Origin of the sequence: Delftia sp. DLF01 (assembly GCF_014852125.1) — a bacterium.
GTDB lineage: Bacteria > Pseudomonadota > Gammaproteobacteria > Burkholderiales > Burkholderiaceae_C > Comamonas > Comamonas acidovorans.
On the sequence record NZ_JACVAZ010000001.1, the window covers coordinates 918,352 to 939,436 of the forward strand.

At 66.5% G+C, this 21,085-nt stretch carries 7 protein-coding genes (1 of these 7 cut by a window edge); 2 read left to right on the forward strand and 5 right to left on the reverse strand.

Translation table 11 applies throughout. From position 1 onward, the window contains the following. Nucleotides 1-12,920, forward strand: partial view of a non-ribosomal peptide synthase/polyketide synthase gene (locus IB269_RS04015; RefSeq protein ID WP_192366457.1) — the 3' portion only. The gene continues 4,180 nt to the left of window position 1, outside the view; the window shows 12,920 of its 17,100 coding nt (coding positions 4,181-17,100); its start codon lies beyond the left edge, outside the window; its stop codon occupies nucleotides 12,918-12,920. Between the two features lie 210 nt (nucleotides 12,921-13,130). Next, nucleotides 13,131-15,536 (forward strand): TonB-dependent siderophore receptor, encoded by a 2,406-nt coding sequence (locus tag IB269_RS04020; RefSeq protein ID WP_192366458.1) that lies wholly within the window; start codon nucleotides 13,131-13,133, stop codon nucleotides 15,534-15,536. A 76-nt stretch (nucleotides 15,537-15,612) separates the two neighbouring features. Here IB269_RS04020 and IB269_RS04025 read toward each other — a convergent pair whose 3' ends face one another. The 5 genes from IB269_RS04025 to IB269_RS04045 all read right to left on the reverse strand — a co-directional run bounded on the left by IB269_RS04025 (nucleotide 15,613) and on the right by IB269_RS04045 (nucleotide 21,003). Further along, nucleotides 15,613-16,647, reverse strand: coding sequence for a FecR family protein (locus IB269_RS04025; RefSeq protein WP_099733191.1), 1,035 nt, complete (start codon nucleotides 16,645-16,647; stop codon nucleotides 15,613-15,615). Between the two features lie 12 nt (nucleotides 16,648-16,659). Continuing rightward, entirely contained in the window at nucleotides 16,660-17,259 is a 600-nt protein-coding gene (locus tag IB269_RS04030) for an RNA polymerase sigma factor (protein WP_047217998.1), read from the reverse strand. Between the two features lie 212 nt (nucleotides 17,260-17,471). Then, nucleotides 17,472-18,770, reverse strand: coding sequence for a lysine N(6)-hydroxylase/L-ornithine N(5)-oxygenase family protein (locus IB269_RS04035; protein ID WP_192366459.1), 1,299 nt, complete (start codon nucleotides 18,768-18,770; stop codon nucleotides 17,472-17,474). An 11-nt stretch (nucleotides 18,771-18,781) separates the two neighbouring features. Next, nucleotides 18,782-19,894: a GNAT family N-acetyltransferase gene (locus tag IB269_RS04040; protein ID WP_192366460.1), complete on the reverse strand. Its 1,113-nt coding sequence runs from the start codon at nucleotides 19,892-19,894 to the stop codon at nucleotides 18,782-18,784. 143 nt (nucleotides 19,895-20,037) lie between these two features. Then, entirely contained in the window at nucleotides 20,038-21,003 is a 966-nt protein-coding gene (locus tag IB269_RS04045; protein WP_192366461.1) for an alpha/beta hydrolase, read from the reverse strand. Between the last annotated feature and the right edge of the window lie 82 nt (nucleotides 21,004-21,085).

Genomic DNA, 21,085 nt, shown 5'->3' on the forward strand with positions numbered 1-21,085 from the left:
GTGCGGCCGCCGTGTTCCACCTCGCCTGGGCCCTGGTCGTTGCCAGGACAAGCGCTCGTGACGATGTCGTGTTCGGCACCGTGCTGTTTGGCCGCATGCAGGCAGGGCAGGGCGTTGCGCGTGCGCTGGGCATGTTCATCAATACCTTGCCATTGCGTGTGCGCCTGGGCCGGCGCAGCGTGGCTGAATGCCTGCGCGACACACAGGACGCACTGACCGGCCTGTTGCACCACGAACATGCCAGTCTGCCGCTGGCCCAGGGCTGCAGCGGGCTGCGCGGCGGCGCGCCGCTGTTCACGGCCTTGCTGAACTACCGGCATGCGCAGGCCCATGACGAAGCGGCTGCGCAGACCTGGAACGGCATGGAGATACTGCACAGCCGGGAGCGTACGAACTTCCCCGTGGGCCTTTCGGTGAACGATACGGGTGACGACTTCACCCTGATCGCCCATGTGCTGCGCTCGGTGGGCGCCCAGCGAATTTGCGGCTACATGCACCAGGCCCTTGCCGGCCTGGCGCAGGCGCTTGCCGAGCATCCTGCCCAGCCGATCGCGCAGATACCGCTGCTGCCGCCTGGCGAGACGCAGCAGTTGCTGCAATGGAGCATCAACGGGCAGCGCCATGCCCAGGCCTTGCCCGTGCACCGCGAGTTCGAGCGGCGCGTCAGCGAGCAGCCGCAAGCCGTGGCCCTGGTCCATGACGGAGAAGTGCTCAGCCGCGCCGAGCTGGACCGGCGCGCCAATCGCCTGGCACACCGGCTGATCGGTCTGGGCGTCGGTCCCGAGGTGCGCGTGGGCATTGCCGTGGAGCGCTGCATCGACATGGTGGTGGGCATACTGGCCATCCTCAAGGCCGGCGGCGCCTATGTGCCGCTGGATACCGAGTACCCGCCCGAACGCCTGGCCTACATGGCGCAGGACAGCGGCATAGCGCTTGTGCTGACACAGAGCCATACACGAGGGACCTTGCCGTTTGCGGAGGCATTGCGTGTAGTCGAACTCGACGGCCTGGACCTCTCGGCCGAATCGGCACAGGCGCCGGACGTGAAGTTGCATGGGCACAACCTGGCCTATGTGATCTACACCTCGGGCTCCACGGGAAGACCCAAGGGCGCAGCCAACCGGCATGCGGCCCTGGCCAACTGCATGGCATGGATGCAGGACCACTACGGCCTGGGGCCGGACGACGCGGTACTGCACAAGGCGGCTTTTGGCTTCGACGTTTCCGCTTGGGAAATCTTCTGGCCACTGACAGCCGGCGTGCGCCTGGTCCTGGCAAGGCCCGGCGACCACCGCGATCCCGAGCGCATCGTCGACCTGATACGCAAGCACCAGATCACCACGCTCAATTTCGTGCCCCCCATGCTGCAGGCCTTTCTGGCCCACGAAGGCATTGAGGAGGAAACCCGGCTGCGCTACGTGATCTGTGGCGGCGAGGCCATGCCGGCGGAGACACAGCGCGAGGCCTTGACCCGCTTGCGCGGCGTCAGCCTGCAAAACCTCTACGGTCCCACCGAGGCGGCCATCCACGTGACGCATTGGACCTGCCGCGACGATGGCCGCAGCCAGGTTCCCATAGGCCATCCCATCAGCGATACCCGGGCCCTGGTGCTGACCCAGGACCTTGCGCTGGCGCCGACGGGCGTGGCCGGCGAGCTGTATCTGGGCGGAGAGGCGCTGGCGGCCGGCTATCTGGACCGGCCAGGACTGAGCTCGGAGCGCTTTGTGGCCGATCCTTTCGACGGCGCGGGAGGCCGCCTGTACCGCACTGGTGATCTGGTGCGCTGGAACGATGAGGGGCAGCTCGAATATCTGGGCCGCATCGACCATCAGGTCAAGATCCGGGGCTTTCGCATCGAACTGGGCGAGATCGAGGCGCAGTTGCTGGCCCAGCCCGAAGTCAGGGAGTCGGTGGTGGTGGCACGGCGCGGGCCCGCCGGCATGCAACTGGCCGGCTATGTCTCCCTGCACGATGCAGTGGCCTGCAATGCGGCAGAACTGCGCATGCGCCTGGGCCGAATCCTGCCCGACTACATGGTGCCCGGCACTCTCACGGTGCTCGAAAGCCTGCCCTTGACGGCCAACGGTAAGGTGGACCGCAAGGCCTTGCCCGAGTCCGAACTGACCGGTGCGCAGGTCTACGAAGCGCCGCAAGGTGAGGTGGAGCAGATGCTGGCACGCATCTGGGCCGAGGTGCTGGGCGTGGAGCGCGTGGGCCGGCAAGATCATTTCTTTGAGCTGGGCGGGCACTCCTTGCTGGCGCTGAAACTGCTGGAGCGGCTGCGCGCCCAGGGCTGGGCGACACAGGTGCGCACGTTGTTCCAGCACCCAGGGCTTCCGGATCTTGCGCAGGCACTGCGCGAGGACCAGGAACAGCCGGAACCGGCGCTGAACATCCCACCCAACGGCATTCCCGAAGACTGCACGGCAATCACCCCCGCCATGCTGACCCTGGTGGCGCTGGACGCGCAGGAGATTGCACGGATCGTCGCAGCCGTGCCCGGTGGTGCAGCCAACATCCAGGATATCTACCCGCTGGCACCGCTGCAGGAAGGCATTCTTTTCCACCACATGCTGCACCAGCAGGGCGATGCCTATGCCACGCCCAACCTGCTGAGCTTCGATACGCACGAGCGGCTGCAAGGCTTTGTGGACAGCCTCAACCAGGTGATCGCAAGGCACGACATCCTGCGCACGGCCGTGCTGTGGGAGGGATTGGCCGAGCCCGTGCAGGTGGTCTGGCGCAAGGCGCAGGTGGTTGCTGAATGGGTGGAGGTGCAGGCTGGCGCCGATGCGGCGGCGCAGTTGCACGAGCGGCTGGACCCGCGCGTGCAGCGCATCGAAGTGCGCAAGGCACCGATGATCCGCGCCGTGGCGGCGCAGGATGCGCCGCAGGGCCGCTGGCTGCTGCAGCTGCTGACCCACCATCTGGTGCTGGACCACACGACGCTGGAGCGCATCGTCGAGGAGATTGGTCTGATCCGCCAGGGGCGCGCGCACGCGCTGCCCCGGCCGCTGCCGTTCAGGCGCTTCGTGGCCCAGGCACGGCTGGGGGTGAGCGCCAGGGAGCACGAAGAGTTCTTTCGCGCCATGCTGGGCGATGTGGATGAGCCCACGGCGCCGTTCGGCCTGTTGGACGTGCAGGGTGACGGCAGCGGGGTGCAGGAGGCGCGCCATGTGCTGGATGCGGGGCTGGCACGCGCCGTGCGCCTTGCAGCGCAGCGCCAGGGCGTGAGCGCGGCCAGCCTGTTCCATCTGGCCTGGTCGCTGGTGCTGGGCCGGACCACGGGCAGGGACGACGTGGTGTTCGGCACGGTGCTGTTCGGGCGCATGCAGGGTGGCGAGGGGGTGGAGCGTGCGCTGGGCATGTTCATCAACACCTTGCCGCTGCGCATACGGCTGGGAGAGCGCAGTGTGCAGGAGTGCCTGCGCCAGACACATGAGGGTTTGTCGGGGCTCATGCACCATGAGCACGCGACGCTGTCGCTGGCGCAGCGCTGCAGTGCGCTGGAGGGTGGTACGCCGCTGTTCTCCACCCTGCTCAACTATCGCTACAGCGCGGCGCAGGACGTGGACACTGCCGCCAGAACCTGGGAAGGCCTCACGGTCCTGGGTGGCGAGGAACGCACCAACTACCCGGCAACGGTATCGATCGATGATCTGGGCGAGGGCTTCGGCATCGTGATGCAGGCCAGCGAGTCCATTGGTGCCCAGCGGCTGTGCGGCTATATGGACGCGGCCATCGAAAGCATCGTTGGGGCGCTGGAGCAGAATGCGCAGGCCGTTCTGGGCCGGCTGGACGTACTGGGCGTCGCGCAAACGCAGCAGTTGCTGGGCAGCGGCCAGGCATCAGGGCATTTCCCCGCCAGCCATCCCCTGCACTGCCGCATCGAGCAGCATGCCCGCCGGCAGGCCCATGCGCCCGCTCTGGGTTGCGGAGCACAAAGCCTCAGCTATGGCGAACTCAACGCCCAGGCCAACCGCCTGGCCCATCGCCTGATCGCCCTGGGCGTACGGCCCGAGTCGCGCGTGGGCATCGCCATGCAGCGCTCGGCGGAGATGGTCGTGGGCCTGCTGGCCATCCTCAAGGCCGGTGGCGCCTATGTGCCGCTGGATCCGGACTATCCGGCCGACCGGCTGGCGCACATGGTGGAGGACAGCGGCATTGCCCTGGTGCTGACGCAGGCTGCAGTGCGTACGCGCATTCCGGGTGCAGACCGCTTGCAGATTCTGGAGGTCGATACGCTGGACCTGTCGGCCGAATCGGATGCCGATCCGCAGGTGCAGGTCTCGGCCGACAGCCTGGCCTATGTGATCTACACCTCGGGCTCCACGGGCCGCCCCAAGGGCGCGCAGCTGAGCCACCGCAACGTGGCGCGGCTGCTGGAGGCCACCGAGGCCTGGTTCAGCTTCGGCCCGGACGATGTCTGGACGCTGTTCCATTCCTACGCCTTCGACTTCTCGGTCTGGGAGATCTTTGGTGCGCTGTGCACGGGTGGCCGGCTCGTGGTGGTGCCGTACTGGGTCAGCCGCTCGCCCCAGGACTTCCTGGCCTTGCTGCGTGCGGAGCGCGTAACGGTTCTCAATCAAACGCCTTCGGCCTTTGGGCAGTTGGTGCATGCCGTGAAGCAGGATGAGGAGGGCGGCTCCGGCCTGTCGCTGCGCCATGTGGTCTTTGGCGGCGAGGCGCTGGAGCCCGAAAGCCTGAGGCCGTGGTTCGATCGCTTCGGGGACGAAAGCCCCCGACTCATCAACATGTACGGCATCACCGAGACCACGGTGCATGTGACGTACCGGGAGATCACCAAGACTGACCTTCAAGGAGGACGCAGCCCCGTCGGAGTGGCGATTCCCGACCTGGGCCTGTATGTGCTCGATGGCAGTCTGAACCTGCTGCCGCAAGGCGTGGCGGGCGAGCTGTTCGTTGCGGGCGCGGGCCTGGCGCGTGGCTACCTGAATCGGCAAGGCCTGAGCGCGGAGCGCTTCATCGCCAACCCCTTCACGGACGATGGCAGCAGGCTGTACCGCACGGGCGACCTGGTGCGCTGGAACGCGCAGGGCGAGCTCGAATACCTGGGCCGGGTCGATCAGCAGGTCAAGATCCGGGGCTTCCGCATCGAGCTGGGCGAAGTGCAGGCCCAGCTGCTGGCGCAGCCGGAGGTGCGTGAGGCCGTCGTGCTGGCCAGCCAGGGGCCGGGCGGGGCGCGGCTGGTGGCCTATGTCTCGCTGAACGAGGAAGTCGAAGACGGGCTGCTCAAGGAGCGCCTGGGCCAGGCACTGCCCGACTACATGGTGCCTTCGGCCATCGTGGTACTCGATGCCCTGCCGCTGACGGCCAATGGCAAGGTGGACCGCAAGGCGCTGCCTGAACCGGAAATGGCAAGTACCCAGCAATACGAGGCGCCGCAGGGCGAACTGGAAGAGGCGCTGGCGCGCATCTGGGCCGAGGTGCTGGGCGTGGAGCGCGTGGGACGCCATGACAGCTTCTTCGAGCTGGGTGGTCATTCGTTGCTGGCCCTGAAGCTGCTCGAACGCATGCGCGCCAGGGGGCTGGCGGCCCAGGTGCGCAGCCTGTTCCTTCAGCCCAGGCTGACCGACTTTGCGCAGGCCCTCGGTGGCGAACAGGCCGATGCTCGACCCGAGGTGCAGGTGCCGCCCAACGGCATTCCCGAAGACTGCACGGCCATCACCCCGGCCATGCTGACCCTGGTGGCGCTGGACGCGCAGGAGATTGCACGGATCGTCGCAGCCGTGCCCGGTGGTGCAGCCAACATCCAGGACATCTACCCGCTGGCACCGCTGCAGGAAGGCATTCTTTTCCACCACATGCTGCACCAGCAAGGCGATGCCTATGCCACGCCCAACCTGCTGAGCTTCGATACGCGCGAGCGGCTGGAAGGCTTCGTGGACAGCCTCAACCAGGTGATCGCAAGGCACGACATCCTGCGCACGGCCGTGCTCTGGGAGGGATTGGCCGAGCCCGTGCAGGTGGTCTGGCGCAAGGCGCAGGTCCAGGCCGAGTGGCTGGAGGTGCAGGCTGGCGCCGATGCGGCGGCGCAAGTGTACGAGCGGCTGGATCCGCGCGTGCAGCGCATCGAAGTGCGCAAGGCACCGATGATCCGCGCCGTGGCGGCGCAGGATGCGCCCCAGGGCCGCTGGCTGCTGCAGCTGCTGACTCACCATCTGGTGCTGGACCACACGACGCTGGAGCGCATCGTCGAGGAGATTGGTCTGATCCGCCAGGGGCGCGAGCATGCGCTGCCCCAGCCGCTGCCGTTCAGGCGCTTCGTGGCGCAGGCACGGCTGGGGGTGAGCGCCAGGGAGCACGAAGAGTTCTTTCGCGCCATGCTGGGCGATGTGGATGAGCCCACGGCGCCTTTCGGCCTGCTGGACGTGCAGGGTGACGGCAGCGGGGTGCAGGAGGCGCGCCATGTGCTGGATGCGGGGCTGGCACGCGCCGTGCGCCTTGCAGCGCAGCGCCAGGGCGTGAGCGCGGCCAGCCTGTTCCATCTGGCCTGGTCGCTGGTGCTGGGCCGGACCACGGGCAGGGACGACGTGGTGTTCGGCACGGTGCTGTTCGGGCGCATGCAGGGTGGCGAGGGGGTGGAGCGTGCGCTGGGCATGTTCATCAACACCTTGCCGCTACGCATACGGCTGGGAGAGCGCAGCGTGCAGGAGTGCCTGCGCCAGACGCATGAGGGGTTGTCGGGGCTGATGCACCATGAGCACGCGACGCTGTCGCTGGCGCAGCGCTGCAGTGCGCTGGAGGGAGGCACGCCGCTGTTCTCCACTCTGCTCAACTACCGTTATCTGGTTCAGGATGACGGGACTTCCAGCGCATGGGAAGGCCTCACGGCACTGGGTGGACAGGAGCGCACCAACTACCCGGTAACGGTATCGATCGATGATCTGGGCGAGGGCTTCGGCATCGTGATGCAGGCCAGCGAGTCCATTGGTGCCCAGCGGCTGTGCAGCTACATGGGGGCCGCCATCCAGGCGGTCGTCGGGGCGCTGGAGCGGGCTCCACACAGCAATGCGGGGGCGCTGCAGATTCTGGGTGAGACGGAGCGGACGGCGCTTGAGCGCTGCGGCAGCAGGCAGCCATGCCTTGCGCATGCCGTGCCGCTGCAGCACGCGATCGAAGAACAGGCGCGTGTGCGGCCCGGGGCGAAGGCCCTGGTATTCGAAGCACAAAGCCTCAGCTACGGCGAACTCAACGCCCAGGCCAACCGCCTGGCCCACCGCCTGATCGCCCTGGGCGTGCGCCCCGAGTCGCGCGTGGGCATTGCCATGTCGCGCTCGGTGGATATGGTGGTCGGCCTGCTGGCCATCCTCAAGGCCGGTGGCGCCTATGTGCCGCTGGACCCGGACTACCCGGCCGACCGTCTGGCGCACATGGTGGAGGACAGCGGCATTGCCCTGGTGCTGACGCAGGCTGCTGTGCGTACGCGCATTCCGAGCGCAGACCGCTTGCAGATTCTGGAGGTCGACACGCTGGACCTGTCGGCCGAATCGGATGCCGATCCGCAGGTGCAGGTGTCGGTCGACAGCCTGGCCTACGTGATCTACACCTCGGGCTCCACGGGCCGCCCCAAGGGCGCGCAGCTGAGCCACCGCAACGTGGCGCGGCTGCTCGATGCCACCGATGCCTGGTTCGGCTTCGGCCCGGACGATGTCTGGACGCTGTTCCACTCCTACGCCTTCGACTTCTCGGTCTGGGAGATCTTTGGTGCGCTGTGCACGGGTGGGCGCCTGGTGGTGGTGCCGTACTGGGTCAGCCGCTCGCCCCAGGACTTCCTGGCGCTGTTGCGTGCCGAGCGCGTCACGGTGCTCAACCAGACGCCTTCGGCGTTTGGCCAACTGGTCCATGCGGTGGAGCAGGATGAGGAGGGTGGAGCAGGCCTGTCGCTGCGCCATGTGGTCTTCGGCGGCGAAGCGCTGGAGCCCGAGAGCCTGAGGCCGTGGTTCGATCGCTTCGGTGACGAAAGCCCCCGACTCATCAACATGTACGGAATCACCGAGACCACGGTGCATGTGACGTACCGGGAGATCACCAGGGCTGACCTTCAAGGCGGACGCAGCCCCGTGGGAGTGGCCATTCCCGACCTGGGCCTGTATGTGCTCGATGGCGGCCTGGACCTGCTGCCGCAGGGCGTGGCCGGAGAGTTGTTCGTGGCGGGCGAAGGGCTGGCACGCGGCTACCTGAACCGTGCCGGGCTGAGCGCAGAGCGCTTCATTGCCAACCCGTTCAGCGAGGCAGGCGAGCGTCTGTACCGCACAGGCGACCTGGTGCGCTGGAACGCGCAGGGCGAGCTGGAATACCTGGGCCGGGTCGATCAGCAGGTCAAGATCCGGGGCTTCCGCATCGAGCTGGGCGAAGTGCAGGCCCAGCTGCTGGCCCAGCCGGAGGTGCGTGAGGCCGTCGTGCTGGCCAGCCAGGGGCCGGGCGGGGCGCGGCTGGTGGCCTGTGTCTCGCTGAACGAGGAAGTCGAAGACGGGCTGCTCAAGGAGCGCCTGGGCCAGGCACTGCCCGACTACATGGTGCCTTCGGCCATCGTGGTACTCGATGCCCTGCCGCTGACGGCCAATGGCAAGGTGGACCGCAAGGCCTTGCCCGAGCCCGAGCTGGCGGGTGCGCAGGTCTACGAAGCGCCGCAGGGCGAGGTGGAGCAGATGCTGGCAGGCATCTGGGAAGAGGTGCTGGAGCTGGATCGTGTGGGGCGCAGCGACAACTTCTTCATGCTGGGCGGCGATTCCATCCTGAGCCTGCAGATCGTGAGCCGGACGTACCGTGCCGGCTGGCGCATCACGCCCCGGCAATTGTTCGAGCGGCAGACGGTGGCCGAACTCGCGGCCGTGGCAGAACCTGCGGACCAGCGCGCGGCGGTGGCGGGGACCCCGTCGGACGGGCAGCGTGGCCGCCTGGTGGACTTTTTCGATGCCCAGGCCCTGGCGGGCCTGCCGTTTGCCCAGGAAGACGTGGAGGATGTGTATCCGCTCACCCCGACGCAGGAAGGCATGTTCTTCCATGCCATGGAGGCGCCGGGAACCGGGCTGTATGTCAACCAGCTCGGGGTGGACCTGTCCGGGGTCGATGCCGAGCGCCTGGCCCGCGCCTGGTCGGCCATGGTGCAGCGCCACGCCATGCTGCGCACGGCCTTTGTCTGGCAGGCTGGCATGCAGCGACCGCTGCAGGTGGTGCTGCGCCAGGCAACGGCAAAGTTCGTGCAGCATGACTGGCGTGGGCTTGATGATGCGGTCGAGCGCGCGGACCGCCTGGGCAGGGAGGAGTTGCGCAGGGAGACCGACTGGCTGGCTCCGCCGCTGGTCCGCATCCACCTGATCCGCATCTCGGACACGGGTTACCGGCTGCTGTGGACCCAGCACCACATCCTCTCGGACGGCTGGAGCGATTCGCGGCTCTGGGGTGAATGGCTGCAGAGCTATGCGGGCGAGCAACTGCCCGCACAGCCTCCCGCCTACGGGGACTTCCTGCGCTGGCTGCAGCGGCAGGATGCCGAGGCTGCCAAGGCCTTCTGGCAAGGGGAACTGGCCGGGCTCGAGGGGCCGGTTCTGCTGGCCGACCCCCAGCAGCGCACCGGCACCGACGGCTATGCCAAGCTTTTCACGCGCCTGGATGCGCAGCGGACAGCCGCCCTCGTGGGCCTGGCCCAGCGCGAGCGCGTGACCATGAACACCCTGGTGCAGGCCGTCTGGTCGCTGGTGTTGCAGCGGCAGGCCGGCAGCCGGCAGGTCGTCTTCGGCGCCACAGTGGCCGGCAGGCCTGCAAGCCTGGAGGGCGCCGAGCAGATGCTGGGCCTGTTCATCAACACCATTCCGATCGCCGTATCGGTGCGCGCTGGGCTGTCCATCGGCGAATACCTGCGCGCGGTTCAGTCCGGCAATTTGCGAGCCCGGGAGTTCGAGCATTCGGCACTGGCCGACATACAGCGCTGGGCAGGATCCGCAGGTCGGCCCTTGTTCGACAGCATCATCGTTTTCGAGAACCATCCGATGGACCAGACCATGAAGCGCCTGGATCAGTTCGGTTTGGAATTCGGTGCCGTGGCCGGCAGCGGCCTGACCGGGTACGCCATGGATTTGCAGGTCACCGTGGGTGAGGTGCTGGAAATCGAGTACTGCTATGCGCGCCAGTCCTTCGACGAAGCCCGTGTGGCGGACATGCGGCAGCTGGTCGAGCATTTGCTGCACCAACTGCTGGCTCTGGATGTGGACCAGCCCCTGGGGCAGATGGGGTGGCTGGGCGCTTCGCAGCAGGCCGGCATGCTGGCACTGGGCCGCTCCGAACCGCTGGCTCCCCAGGGACCGCGCAGCACGGTGCATGCGCTGATCGCGCAGCAGGCGAGCGCGCGGCCCGAGGCCATCGCCTTGCGGATGGGCGATGCGCACATGAGCTATGCACAGCTCGACGCCCAGGCCAATCGCCTGGCACGCCATCTGGTGGAGCTGGGGGTGGGGCCCGACAAGGTGGTCGGGGTGGCGCTGGAGCGCTCCATGGACATGGTGGTTGCCTTGCTGGCCGTGCTCAAGGCGGGTGGTGCCTATGTGCCGCTCGATATCGCCTATCCCTCCGACCGGCTGGCCTTCATGCTCCAGGACAGTGAGGCCATGCTTCTGATCAGCCAGAGCAGCGTGCTGCCCCGGCTGGCCGCGCTACAAGTTCCGACGCTGCGCATGGAAGACGTGCCCTACGGCCGGCTGGAGGCGGGCGGCCTCGCGCCGCGCTGTGGCGCCGACCATCTTGCCTACGTGATCTATACGTCAGGCTCCACCGGGCTTCCCAAGGGCGTGGCAGTGTCCCACGGCCCGTTGGCCATGCACTGCCTGGCCACGGCGCAAATCTATGGGATGACGCCCGCATCCTGCGAGCTGCACTTCATGTCCTTCTCGTTCGACGGTGCCCATGAGCGCTGGCTGACGCCCCTGTGCGTGGGAGCCAGCCTGGTGCTGAGGGACGGCGAACTCTGGACGGCCGAGCAGTCCTATCAGGCGCTGCAACGCCATGGCGTGACCACGGCGGCCTTCCCGCCTGCCTACCTTGTCGAGATCGCCGATTGGGCCGCGCCGCGCGACGATGTTCCCGAGGTAGAACTCTATGTCTTTGGCGGAGAGGCCATGCCCAAGGCAGCCTACGACAAGGTGTCCACCCATCTGCGGCCGCGCTGGCTGATCAACGGCTATGGACCCACGGAAACGGTGGTGACGCCGTTGATCTGGCGCACTGGCGGCGATCAACGCTTCGAGTGCGCCTATGCACCCATAGGCAGGCCCGTGGGCGAACGTTCCGTCTACGTGCTGGACGAGGACATGCAGTTGTTGCCGGCCGGCAGGGTGGGCGAGCTGTATATCGGAGGCTACGGTCTGGCGCGCGGCTATCTCGGGCGCAGTGCACTGACCGCCGAGCGGTTCATCGCCAATCCGTTCGATGCGCAGGGCGGGCGCCTGTACCGGACCGGCGACCTGGTGCGCTGGATGGATGACGGCAATATCGAGTACATAGGCCGTGCCGACCATCAGGTCAAGATCCGGGGCTTCCGCATCGAACTCGGCGAGGTGGAGAAGGCCGTGCGCGCGCTGGCCGGCGTTGCCGATGCCGCCGTGGTTGTGCAGGAGGCTGCCTCGGGCCGTCAACTGGTGGCCTATCTGGTGCTGGACGGCCTGGCAGCGGACAACCGTGCAGGTCAGCGCATGCGCCAGCAGCTTTCCGAGCGCCTGCCGGACTACATGGTGCCGGCGCATTGCGTGCCGCTGCCCGCCCTGCCTCGTCTTGTCAGCGGCAAGCTGGACCGCCATGCACTGCCCCTGCCCGAAGCCGACGGTGCGAGAGCTTTCGTGCCGCCCTCGACGGACGAGGCCCGTGCGCTGGCCAAGGTATGGCAGGAGGTGCTGGGCGTGGACCGGGTGGGCGAGACCGACAACTTCTTCGAACTGGGCGGAGATTCGCTGCTCAGCCTGAAGATGCACGCCAAGGTGCGCAAGCTCGGCAACCGGCGGCTGGATTTCAAGCTGCGCGATCTGTTGCAACGGCCCACGATCGCCGGCCTGCTGGGTCTGGGCGCCGAACAGGAGACACGCGCTGCAGGCCTGATCGCTCTCAATGCCGTATGCGAGGGGGTGCCACCGCTTTTCTGCATCCATGCGGGCTTTGGAACCATCTTCGACTACCAGCCGCTGGCCAGGGCGCTCAACGGCGTGCGGACCGTGTATGCGATCGCCTGCCGCAGTCTGTCTGCGCCAGACCACCTGGACCATTCGCTGGAACAGATGGCCGATGACTACTGCCGCATGGTCCGCGCCGTTCAGCCCAGCGGGCCCTACCACCTGCTGGGATGGTCATTGGGCGGCAGCCTTGTGGCCTTGATGGCATCCCGGCTGGAGGCCCAGGGCCAGACGCTGGGACTGCTGGGACTGGTCGATCCCTTCATTCCCGAGGCCGGGCAGACCTTGTCCGATGACTGGTGGCCGGATTTCCTGGCCTTTGTGAGCCACCTGCTTCCCCACGCAGATATCGATGATGTGGCCGAGGTCCGCACCGTCCCCCAGCCCAGCGCCGACCTTCTGGCGGGTCCTCTGGGACGCGCTGCGGCCCGAGCAGGCGCACAGCTGGCCGAAGGCAGCGTACCCATGGAGGGGGCTGATCTGGCCCAGACCTTCATGACGGCGCTTCATCTGAAGCGCCTGTCATTGCAGACCGAGAGGCTCAGGCCGGTGGCTGGCGCGGCGCAGCTGTGGTGGAGCGAGGGCCGCAATGCCAGCGACCGCACCAGGTTGCAGCAGCAACTGCGGCAGGACGATGTCCCGGGCTCGGAGATCGAGGCAGACCATTTCTCCATGCTGCGGGATGCCGGCCTGCTTGCGCAGTTGTTCGAGCTGCTGGCCTGCGAGTTCGAGCCAGGATGATCCGCGCCGCCCCTTGGCCTTGCTGTTGCCGCGCCAAGGGGGCTGCGGGGCCGCAGTGCCTGCTTGATCCGGTCGTTGCCCCGTTACAGATTGTCTCCGTTTTTGGCGCGCGTACGTCTTATAGGCCAGGATGTGTTGGTTCAGGCACCAGGCTGAATGCGCATCTGGTTGGTAATCAATCTTGTTCAATGAATCTGAAGCCCGTCAATCATGTGTCCTATGCCTCGTCAACATCTGCTGAGCATTGCTCTGGCCGCCGCCTTCGGCTCGGCCTCGCTTTGGTCTCCTCTTGCTGCTGCCCAATCGCCCGGGCAGAGTGCTGCCCAGGTCTTTGAAATCAACATCCCGGCGCAGTCGCTCGCCTCCGCGCTCAATGAGCTGTCGCGTCAGACCGGAGCCCAGATGTTCGCTGCCGGCGATCTCGTGGCAGGGGTCCAGTCGCGGGCGGTGTCCGGCAAACTGAGTTCGGAGCAGGCCTTGCGTGAGATGCTTGCAGGGACTTCGCTGGAGGCCACGAAGACCGCAAACGGCGGTTTTGCGGTGCGTCGTTCCGCGGGCACGCCAAGTTCTGCATTCACCTTGCCCACGGTGACGGTCACGGACAGCGAAGCCGTAAGCGGCCCGCTCAAGGGCTATGCCGCCAAGCGCAGTGCAACCGGTACCAAGACCGATACGCCGACTCTGGAAACGCCGCAATCCATCACCATCATCGGCGCCTCGGAAATAGAAACACTCAAATACCAGAGCCTGCAGGATGCGCTGGGATATGCCGCAGGCGTCAACCGTGCCGAGGGTCTGGACAGAACCACGGACAGCCTGTTTCTTCGAGGATTCCGCACGGACGGAATTTATCGGGATGGCACGCTGTACACGGTAAATATCTATAACGGAAGACAGGAGCCGTACGGACTGGAGCGCATTGAACTGCTCAAGGGCGCGTCCTCGGTACTTTATGGATCGGTCGCTCCTGGCGGGGTGATCAATACGGTCAGCAAGCGGCCCACGGCTGAAACTATTCGTGAACTGAATGTGGAAATTGGCAGTTTCAACCACAAACAGGTTTCAGGTGACTTTTCAGGATCGCTGGACAAGACTGGAGAGCTGACCTATAGAATAACGGCCCTGCAGCGTGATAGCAATACGTTCATAGACCATACCCCGGATGATAGAACGTACATTGCCCCCTCCCTGAAGTGGCAGCCCAATGCGGCAACCTCGCTGACCTTGCTCATGGAGTATCAGAAAGACCGCACTGCCTACGTCAACGGCCTGCCGGGACCGGGAACGGTGCTGCCCAATCCCAATGGCAGGATTCCTCCGGAAAGATTCACGGGCGAGCCAGGCTTCGACAAGTACGGGCTGGAGCGATACTCCATTGGCTACCTGCTGGAGCATGCATTCTCGGAACGCCTGAAACTCAGGAGCAGCATGCGTTACTTCGATGCGAATGTGACCTACCGGAGTGCAGCGGGATGGGGACTGAGCAGCGACCAGAGATCGCTTGTGGGACGCGCAGCACAGACGCGCTGGGACAGGTCTTCTGCCTTCGTGATGGACAACTCCCTGGAGTACAAGTTGGACCAGGGCAACGTCCGGCACACGATATTGGCTGGCTTCGACTACACGTTGCCAAAGCATGAGTCTGAGCGCTACAGGCAGTCATTGCCGAATCTCGATGTTTTCAATCCGATATATGGAGGGCCTTTCGGGCCCATCAGCCGGGTTGATGGCTCATGGAAATCGGATATGAAACGTCTGGGTGTTTATGCTCAGGATCAGATAAAGATATCCAATAAATGGGTGTTTCTGGTCGGCGGGCGATATGACTCCGTTCGCTACAACGAAAGCAGTTTCTTCACGGGTGAGTCCATTGCAGACAATGAGAAAACCACAGCATTTACCGGGCGCCTTGGCCTGGTTTATCTGGCAGAAAACAATGTCGCTCCCTTTGTGAGCTTCAGCCAATCGTTCGAGCCCACAGCGGGTCGGGACCGCCTTGGCAGCCGCTACAAGCCCACCAAGGGCGAGCAGGTTGAAGCGGGTGTCAGATACCAGCCTCGTGAAATGAATGCCACGTTCTCTGCCGCGGTATATCAACTGACCAGAAACAATTTGCTGGTAGCCGATCCCCAGGATCCCACCGGAAGTTTCGGCATCCAGGCCGGAGAAGTTCGCTCGCGCGGCTTTGAGCTGGAGGCGCGGGGATCTGTGGGACGCAATGCCAACATCATTGCCGCCTATGCCTATACGGATGCGCGCACGACTGAGGCCAGCCCGCTGCAGCCAGGCGAGGTCGGCAAGAGGCTGGTCAATGTGCCCTACAACCAGTTGTCGCTTTGGGGTGACTACAGCTTTGGTGACTTCGGCCTGCCGCAGCTCAAGGTCGGACTTGGTGCACGCTACATAGGCCGCACCCGTGGCATGGCGCACAGCGTTCCCGTGTCGGTTCCCGCGTTCACCGTCTTTGATGCCATGGTCAGCTACACCACAGGCCCGTGGCGCCTGGCCTTGAATCTGACCAACTTGACGGACAAGACCTATGTCTCCGGTTGCACCTACGGCTGCTTCTACGGCGAGCCGCGCAAGGTGATCGGCACGGCCACCTATCGCTGGTAAGCGGGCATGGGCCATGGGCCACGGCTGGAGCGATCCGGCCGTGGCCTTTTCTTTGTCGGGGAACCGAAGGCGCCGTTCAGAGCGCCTGCAACTGCACGCCGCCACCGGCCTGCGGGCGCACCCTCAGCGGCAGGATGGACGGCAGCACGGCCAGCAGGCCGGCCGAGTCATTGGCGCGAAAGCGCCCGGTCAGGCGCAGCGCGGCCACGCGCGCATCGGCGGCTTCGATGGGCTGGGTGCGGTAGGCGTTGACCGTGGCCAGGGCCTCGGCCAGCGGGGTGTTCTCGAAGACCAGCCAGCCCTCGCGCCAGGCGGACAGCGTGGCAGCATCGGCCTGGCGCACGGCCTCGGCCTGGCCGTTGCGGATGTCCACGATCTGGCCGGGCAGCAGGTCCAGCGTTGCCGCCGCCGGGCCCGTCGCATCCTGCGCATCCCTGCCCAGCACGCGGACCCTGACATGGCCATGCTCCACGCCTACGGTGACGGGGCCGCCGCGGTCGCGCACGGTGAAGACCGTGCCCACGACCTCGATGCGCGCCTCGCGCGTGATGACCTCGAAGGGCCGGTCGGGATCGGGGGCCACGTCGAATCGCACTTCGCCCCGGGCCATGGACACGCTGCGGCGCTGGCGGTAGAGCGTCACGGCAATGGCGCTCTGGGGCGCCAGTTCCACCAGGCTGGCCTGCAGCGGCAGCTTGCCGTCGGCCAGAGTGATCTTGAGGATCTGCGAGTTGCGCGTGGCGTAGGCCGAGGTGTGTATGGGCTGCTGCCAGTACCAGTAGGCGCCCCGGCCCGCCAGCGCGCCTGTGCCCAGCAGCCCGGCGAAGGACAGCAGCAGCTTGCGGCGCCGGACGGTCTGGGTGGAGCGCGAGGCCCTGTCGGCCAGCAGGGCGGTTTCCTGGAACTGCTCGCGCAGGCCGCCGGACATGCCGCCCAGCAGGTTCCAGCGCAGGTGCGCCTCGCGCGCGGCGGCATCGTGCCGGGCTGATTTCCCGCGCCATTCGCCCAGGGTCAGGCGGGCCTGGTCGGCCACCGGGTCGGGAGCGATTTCGCTTTGAACGATCAGCGTCAGCGCATGCTCGACCATGCGCTCGCTAGGTGCACTTGCCATGGAAAGGGGGAGTCAGGATGCGTCGTCGGTCAGTGTACTGTTGTCGAAATCCATGGCGCTGCCCAGCGCATGGTCCTCGATCAGTTCGGAGCGCAGCTGGGCCAGCACGCGCGAGCAGTCCAGCGTGGCGCGCACCATGTGCTTGGCGACGGCCATTTCGGTGATGTTGAGCTGATCGGCGATTTCCGCGCGCGTGTAGCCATGGGCGCGAAAGAGGATGAAGACTTCGCGCCGGCGCGGCGGCAGGCTTTCCAGCGCCTGGACGACGCGGTTCAGGATCTGGCGCTGGGCGGCCAGGGTTTCGCTGGAGGGCGCACTGTGCTGCACCACCATTTGCTGGCGCGTCCATTCCTGGGCGGTCTTGCGCTTGCGCGCATCGTCGATGCACAGATTGCGTGCCACGCGAAACAGCAGTGCGCGTGGGGATTCGATGCCGGCGTCGGGCAGGGTTTCGGCCTTCTTGCCGCTGCGCAGGCCCAGGGCGTGCACATAGACCCGCTCGAAGCTCGATTGCGCGATGTCGGCCGCATAGTGCGGATCCCTGAGATCGCGCGTGAGCTGGCGGCGCAGATCGCCATAGTGAGCCACGAGTTCCTGGATCAGGTCACGCATCCGGATACCTGCCTTTCCGCAAGGGCGATGGGTTGGAACCCCTGGGTCCGTACAGAGAAGGGCCTACCGGATGCTGCAACCCCGGCCAGGGCCGGGGTTGCAGCAGCGGGTATGGGATTCAGCGGCGCAGGTGATTCCAATTCAAATGCAAATGGTTTGCATTCAAATTATGGCATGGGAGATCCCTGCGCCATCATGCCCTGTGCGATCTTTCAATCCTGCAGCGCCAGCTGTTCTGTGCGCGCAACATCGGGTCTTTGGGCTTGCGCTGCCAGCAGGGCTTCACCGATTTCGCCGGTGCGCACCGAAGTGACGGACAGCAGGGTGTCGCTGAGGCCGTGGGAGCCCTCGCAGGCGCCCTGCAGGAAGATGGCGGGGAGAAAGTCCGACGTGGTGTGCACCTGGTAGTCGCGGCTCACGGAGAAGTCGCCCAGGTAGGGGGCCAGCGGGTCCAGCAGGGTCTTGTGGTGCTCGCGCGCATAGCCGGTGGCCAGCACCACCACGTCGTAGCGCGATGCATGGTCGATGCCGCTGTTGAGATCGCGCAGGCCCAGGTGGATGCCGTCGCTGGCGGCGCGCACTTCCTGCACCTCGTGGCGGCGCAGGAAGCGGTGGCGCGTATCGCCGACGACCTTCTGTTCATAGAACACCTTGAAGATGCTCTCGATCAGTTCCAGGTCGGGACAGGCGTAGTTGGTGTGCCAGAACTCGCGCAGCAGGGCGCCGCGCTCGTCGTGCGGGCGGCTGTAGACATGGTCCACGAAGTCGGCGTTGAAGATTTCGTTGACGAAGGGGCTGTCGTCCGAGGGGCGGATGGAGCGGGCGCGCATGACCAGGTCGATCTCGGCCGTGGCGTAGCGGCCGTGCAGGTCCATGAAGATTTCGGCGGCGCTTTGGCCTGCACCGACCACGGCGATGCGCAGCGGCCTTGCATGCTCGGCAATGCTGCGCAGGTAGGCGCTGGAGTGGAAGACGCGCGCATCGCCGCGCAGGGGCTTGAACTGCTCGGGAATGCTGGGCGTGCCGCCGATGCTCATGACCAGGTTCTGGCCCAGGCGCTCATGCACGTTGCCGGCCGCATCGCGCGAGCGCACGCGCAGCAGCTCCACCTTGCCGTCGCGTTTTTCAGGCAGCACCTCGATGACTTCCTGGCCGTAGATGCAGCGGTCCTCGAACTTGGAGGCGGCCCAGGCCAGGTAGTCGTTGAACTCGTGGCGGCTGGGAAAGAAGGTCTTGAGGTTGATGAAGTCCTGCAGCCGGCCCTTCTCGTGCAGGTAGTTAATGAAGGTGAAGCGGCTGGTGGGATTGCGCAGCGTGGCCAGGTCCTTGAGGAAGGACACCTGCATGTGGGCCTGCTGCAGCAGCATGTCCCGGTGCCAGGCGAAGCGCGGCTGCTTTTCGATGAAGACGGGGTGCATGGCCCGCGCGGTGGTTTCGCGCTCCTTGAGGGCGATGGCCAGGGCAATGTTGGAGGGGCCGAAGCCGATGCCGATCAGCGGGTGGGTTTGCATGGAAGGTCCTTTCATTGGGTCGATGCGTCCAGTGCGTCCGGCGCGGCTGCGTCGGTCTGCGGTATCCACAAGGCGTCTGCGAAAAAGCGTTCCCTGAGCAGCACTCCCAGCACGGCGCGCTTGTGCGGGAAGTCGAATTCCTTGACCAGCGCATAGCCGCAGCGCGGCAGGCTTTTGCGCATCTTGCGGTTGTCGGCGCGGGGCTCCACGACGATGCGCTGCGTGCGGCAGTCGTCCAGAAAGAGGTAGTGCGACAGCGAGGGCAGCCAGGCCGTCAGGTAGGGTCTGCCGCGAAACCGCGCCTCCCCCACCAGCGCATGCCAGCCCCGGTCATGGTCGCCCGCGTCATAGAAGGGGGCGATGCGGTCTTCCTTGGCCCAGTAGGCCTCGAAGTAGCCGAAGGGCTCGCCGTCGAAGCAGCCGATGAGGCCGAGCGCATGCGGGTCGCCGGCCATGCGCTGCAGGTAGGCGCGGTGGTGGGCAAGGTCGCCGCTTTCCTCCCAGAAATGCGCGACGACCGGGTCGTTCATCCAGCGGTGGATGAGGGGCAGGTCGGCCTCGGGCTCCACGGTGCGAAAGCTCAGCGTGCGGCCCAGCCAGGGGATGAAGCGGCGGTAGACCTCGCCGCGCGGCTTGTGCAGGCGCACGGGGTGGCGCCGGCCTTCGCTGATCGTGTAGTGCAGCGCATAGGGTGGGCGCGGGCGGGGCAGCCACAGGGGCTGCTGCCACAGCACGCTTCTTGCCACGCACGGGGCCTGGCCCGGCTGCACTGTGGCAATGCTGTCGCGCAGGCCGGGCGGCAGCCGGGGCAGGGACAGCTCGATGGCTTGCGTATCGGGATGCAGGCCAAAGCCGGCCTGCAGTGCGGCCAGCAGTTCATCCGCTTCGGGCATGCCCGAGCAGGGGCCCAGCCATTGCAGCTGCATCAGGCCTGGCGCGGCCGTGGGCGACAGGTTCCAGAGACTGTGCTTGCCGGGCCTGCCGGCATCCACGGACCCCGAACGCTCCAGGCGCAGCCGCTGTCCATCGCCGAAGACGCTGATCGTCTCGGCGCCGGCATGCGCAAGGTAGCTGGCGCCGGAGGCGTCTGGTGACGGTGTAGCGGTGGCTTCGACTGGACGCACGTGGACTCTTTCAGATGGAGTGCCCCGCGTGCGGGACACGGGTCGGGGCTCGGGCAAGGGCACAAGGGGCGCAAGGGACACAAGGGACACAAGGGACACAAGGCAGCCTCATGACCGGGATGACGCGCAGGCGCGGCAAATGTTCATGCCAGGGCCGGGCTGCGGGCCGCCTGGAAGGCGTGGGCCAGTGCATTGCAGAGCCGGCCGCGCAGCACCTCGGTCTCTTCGGTGAGGGCGCCCAGCCGCGCAAAGTCATGGACCATGCCGGCGTAGATCTGCAGGTCCACGGCCACGCCGGCGGCCTGCAGCCGCTCGGCATAGCGCTTTCCTTCGTCGATCAGCGGGTCGTACTCGGCCAGCACCATCAGCGTGGGGGCCAGCCGGCCCAGGTCGGATGCCTGCAGGGGGGCAAAGCGCCAGTCCTGCCGGTCCGCATCGCTGCGCAGGTATTGGCCGAACATCCAGGCCAGGGTGTCACCTTCCAGCAGATGGCCGGTGGCCAGGCGCGCATGCGAGTCGCTGTCCTGCTGCGCTGCCGTGCAGGGGTAGAGCAGCAACTGCAGCAAGGGCTGGGGCATGCCCGCGTCGCGCGCGGCGATGCACAGGGCCGTGGCCAGCGTGCCCCCGACGCTGTCGCCGCCAATGGCCAGGCGCTGCGCGTCCAGGCCATGGCGGCCGCCGTGCGCCAGCAGCCAGGCCAGGGCGTCCTGTGCGTCGAGGAAGGCGGTGGGAAAGCGGTGCTCTGGCGCCAGCCGGTAGTCGATGGCCAGCACATTGCAGGGCGTGCCCAGCGCCAGGCTGCGGCACAGGCTGTCATGCGACTCGAGCCCGCCCAGCACATAGCCGCCGCCGTGAAAGAACAGCAGGCAGGGCACGGCTGTGTGTTCAGGGGCTGCGCGGTAGAGCCGGGCACGGATGCGCGCGCCGTCGCGCGTGGGCAGATCCAGGTCCTCGGTGGGCAGATCGTCGCCCGGCAGGTCCAGCGCCAGCGTGGCGTTGTCGTAGGCGGCGCGCGCCTGCGCTGCCGTCATCTGGCTCATGCGCGGGCGGCTGGATGCCTGGGCGTTGGCGAGTTCAAGAAATGCTTGCAGGTCGGGGTGGAGAGCCATGGCGTCCTTCGGGTGTGCGGGAGACAAGGCAAAGCGGGCCGGTGCAGGGCAGGGCGCCCGCGCTGCCCCTTCTTCGTGATGA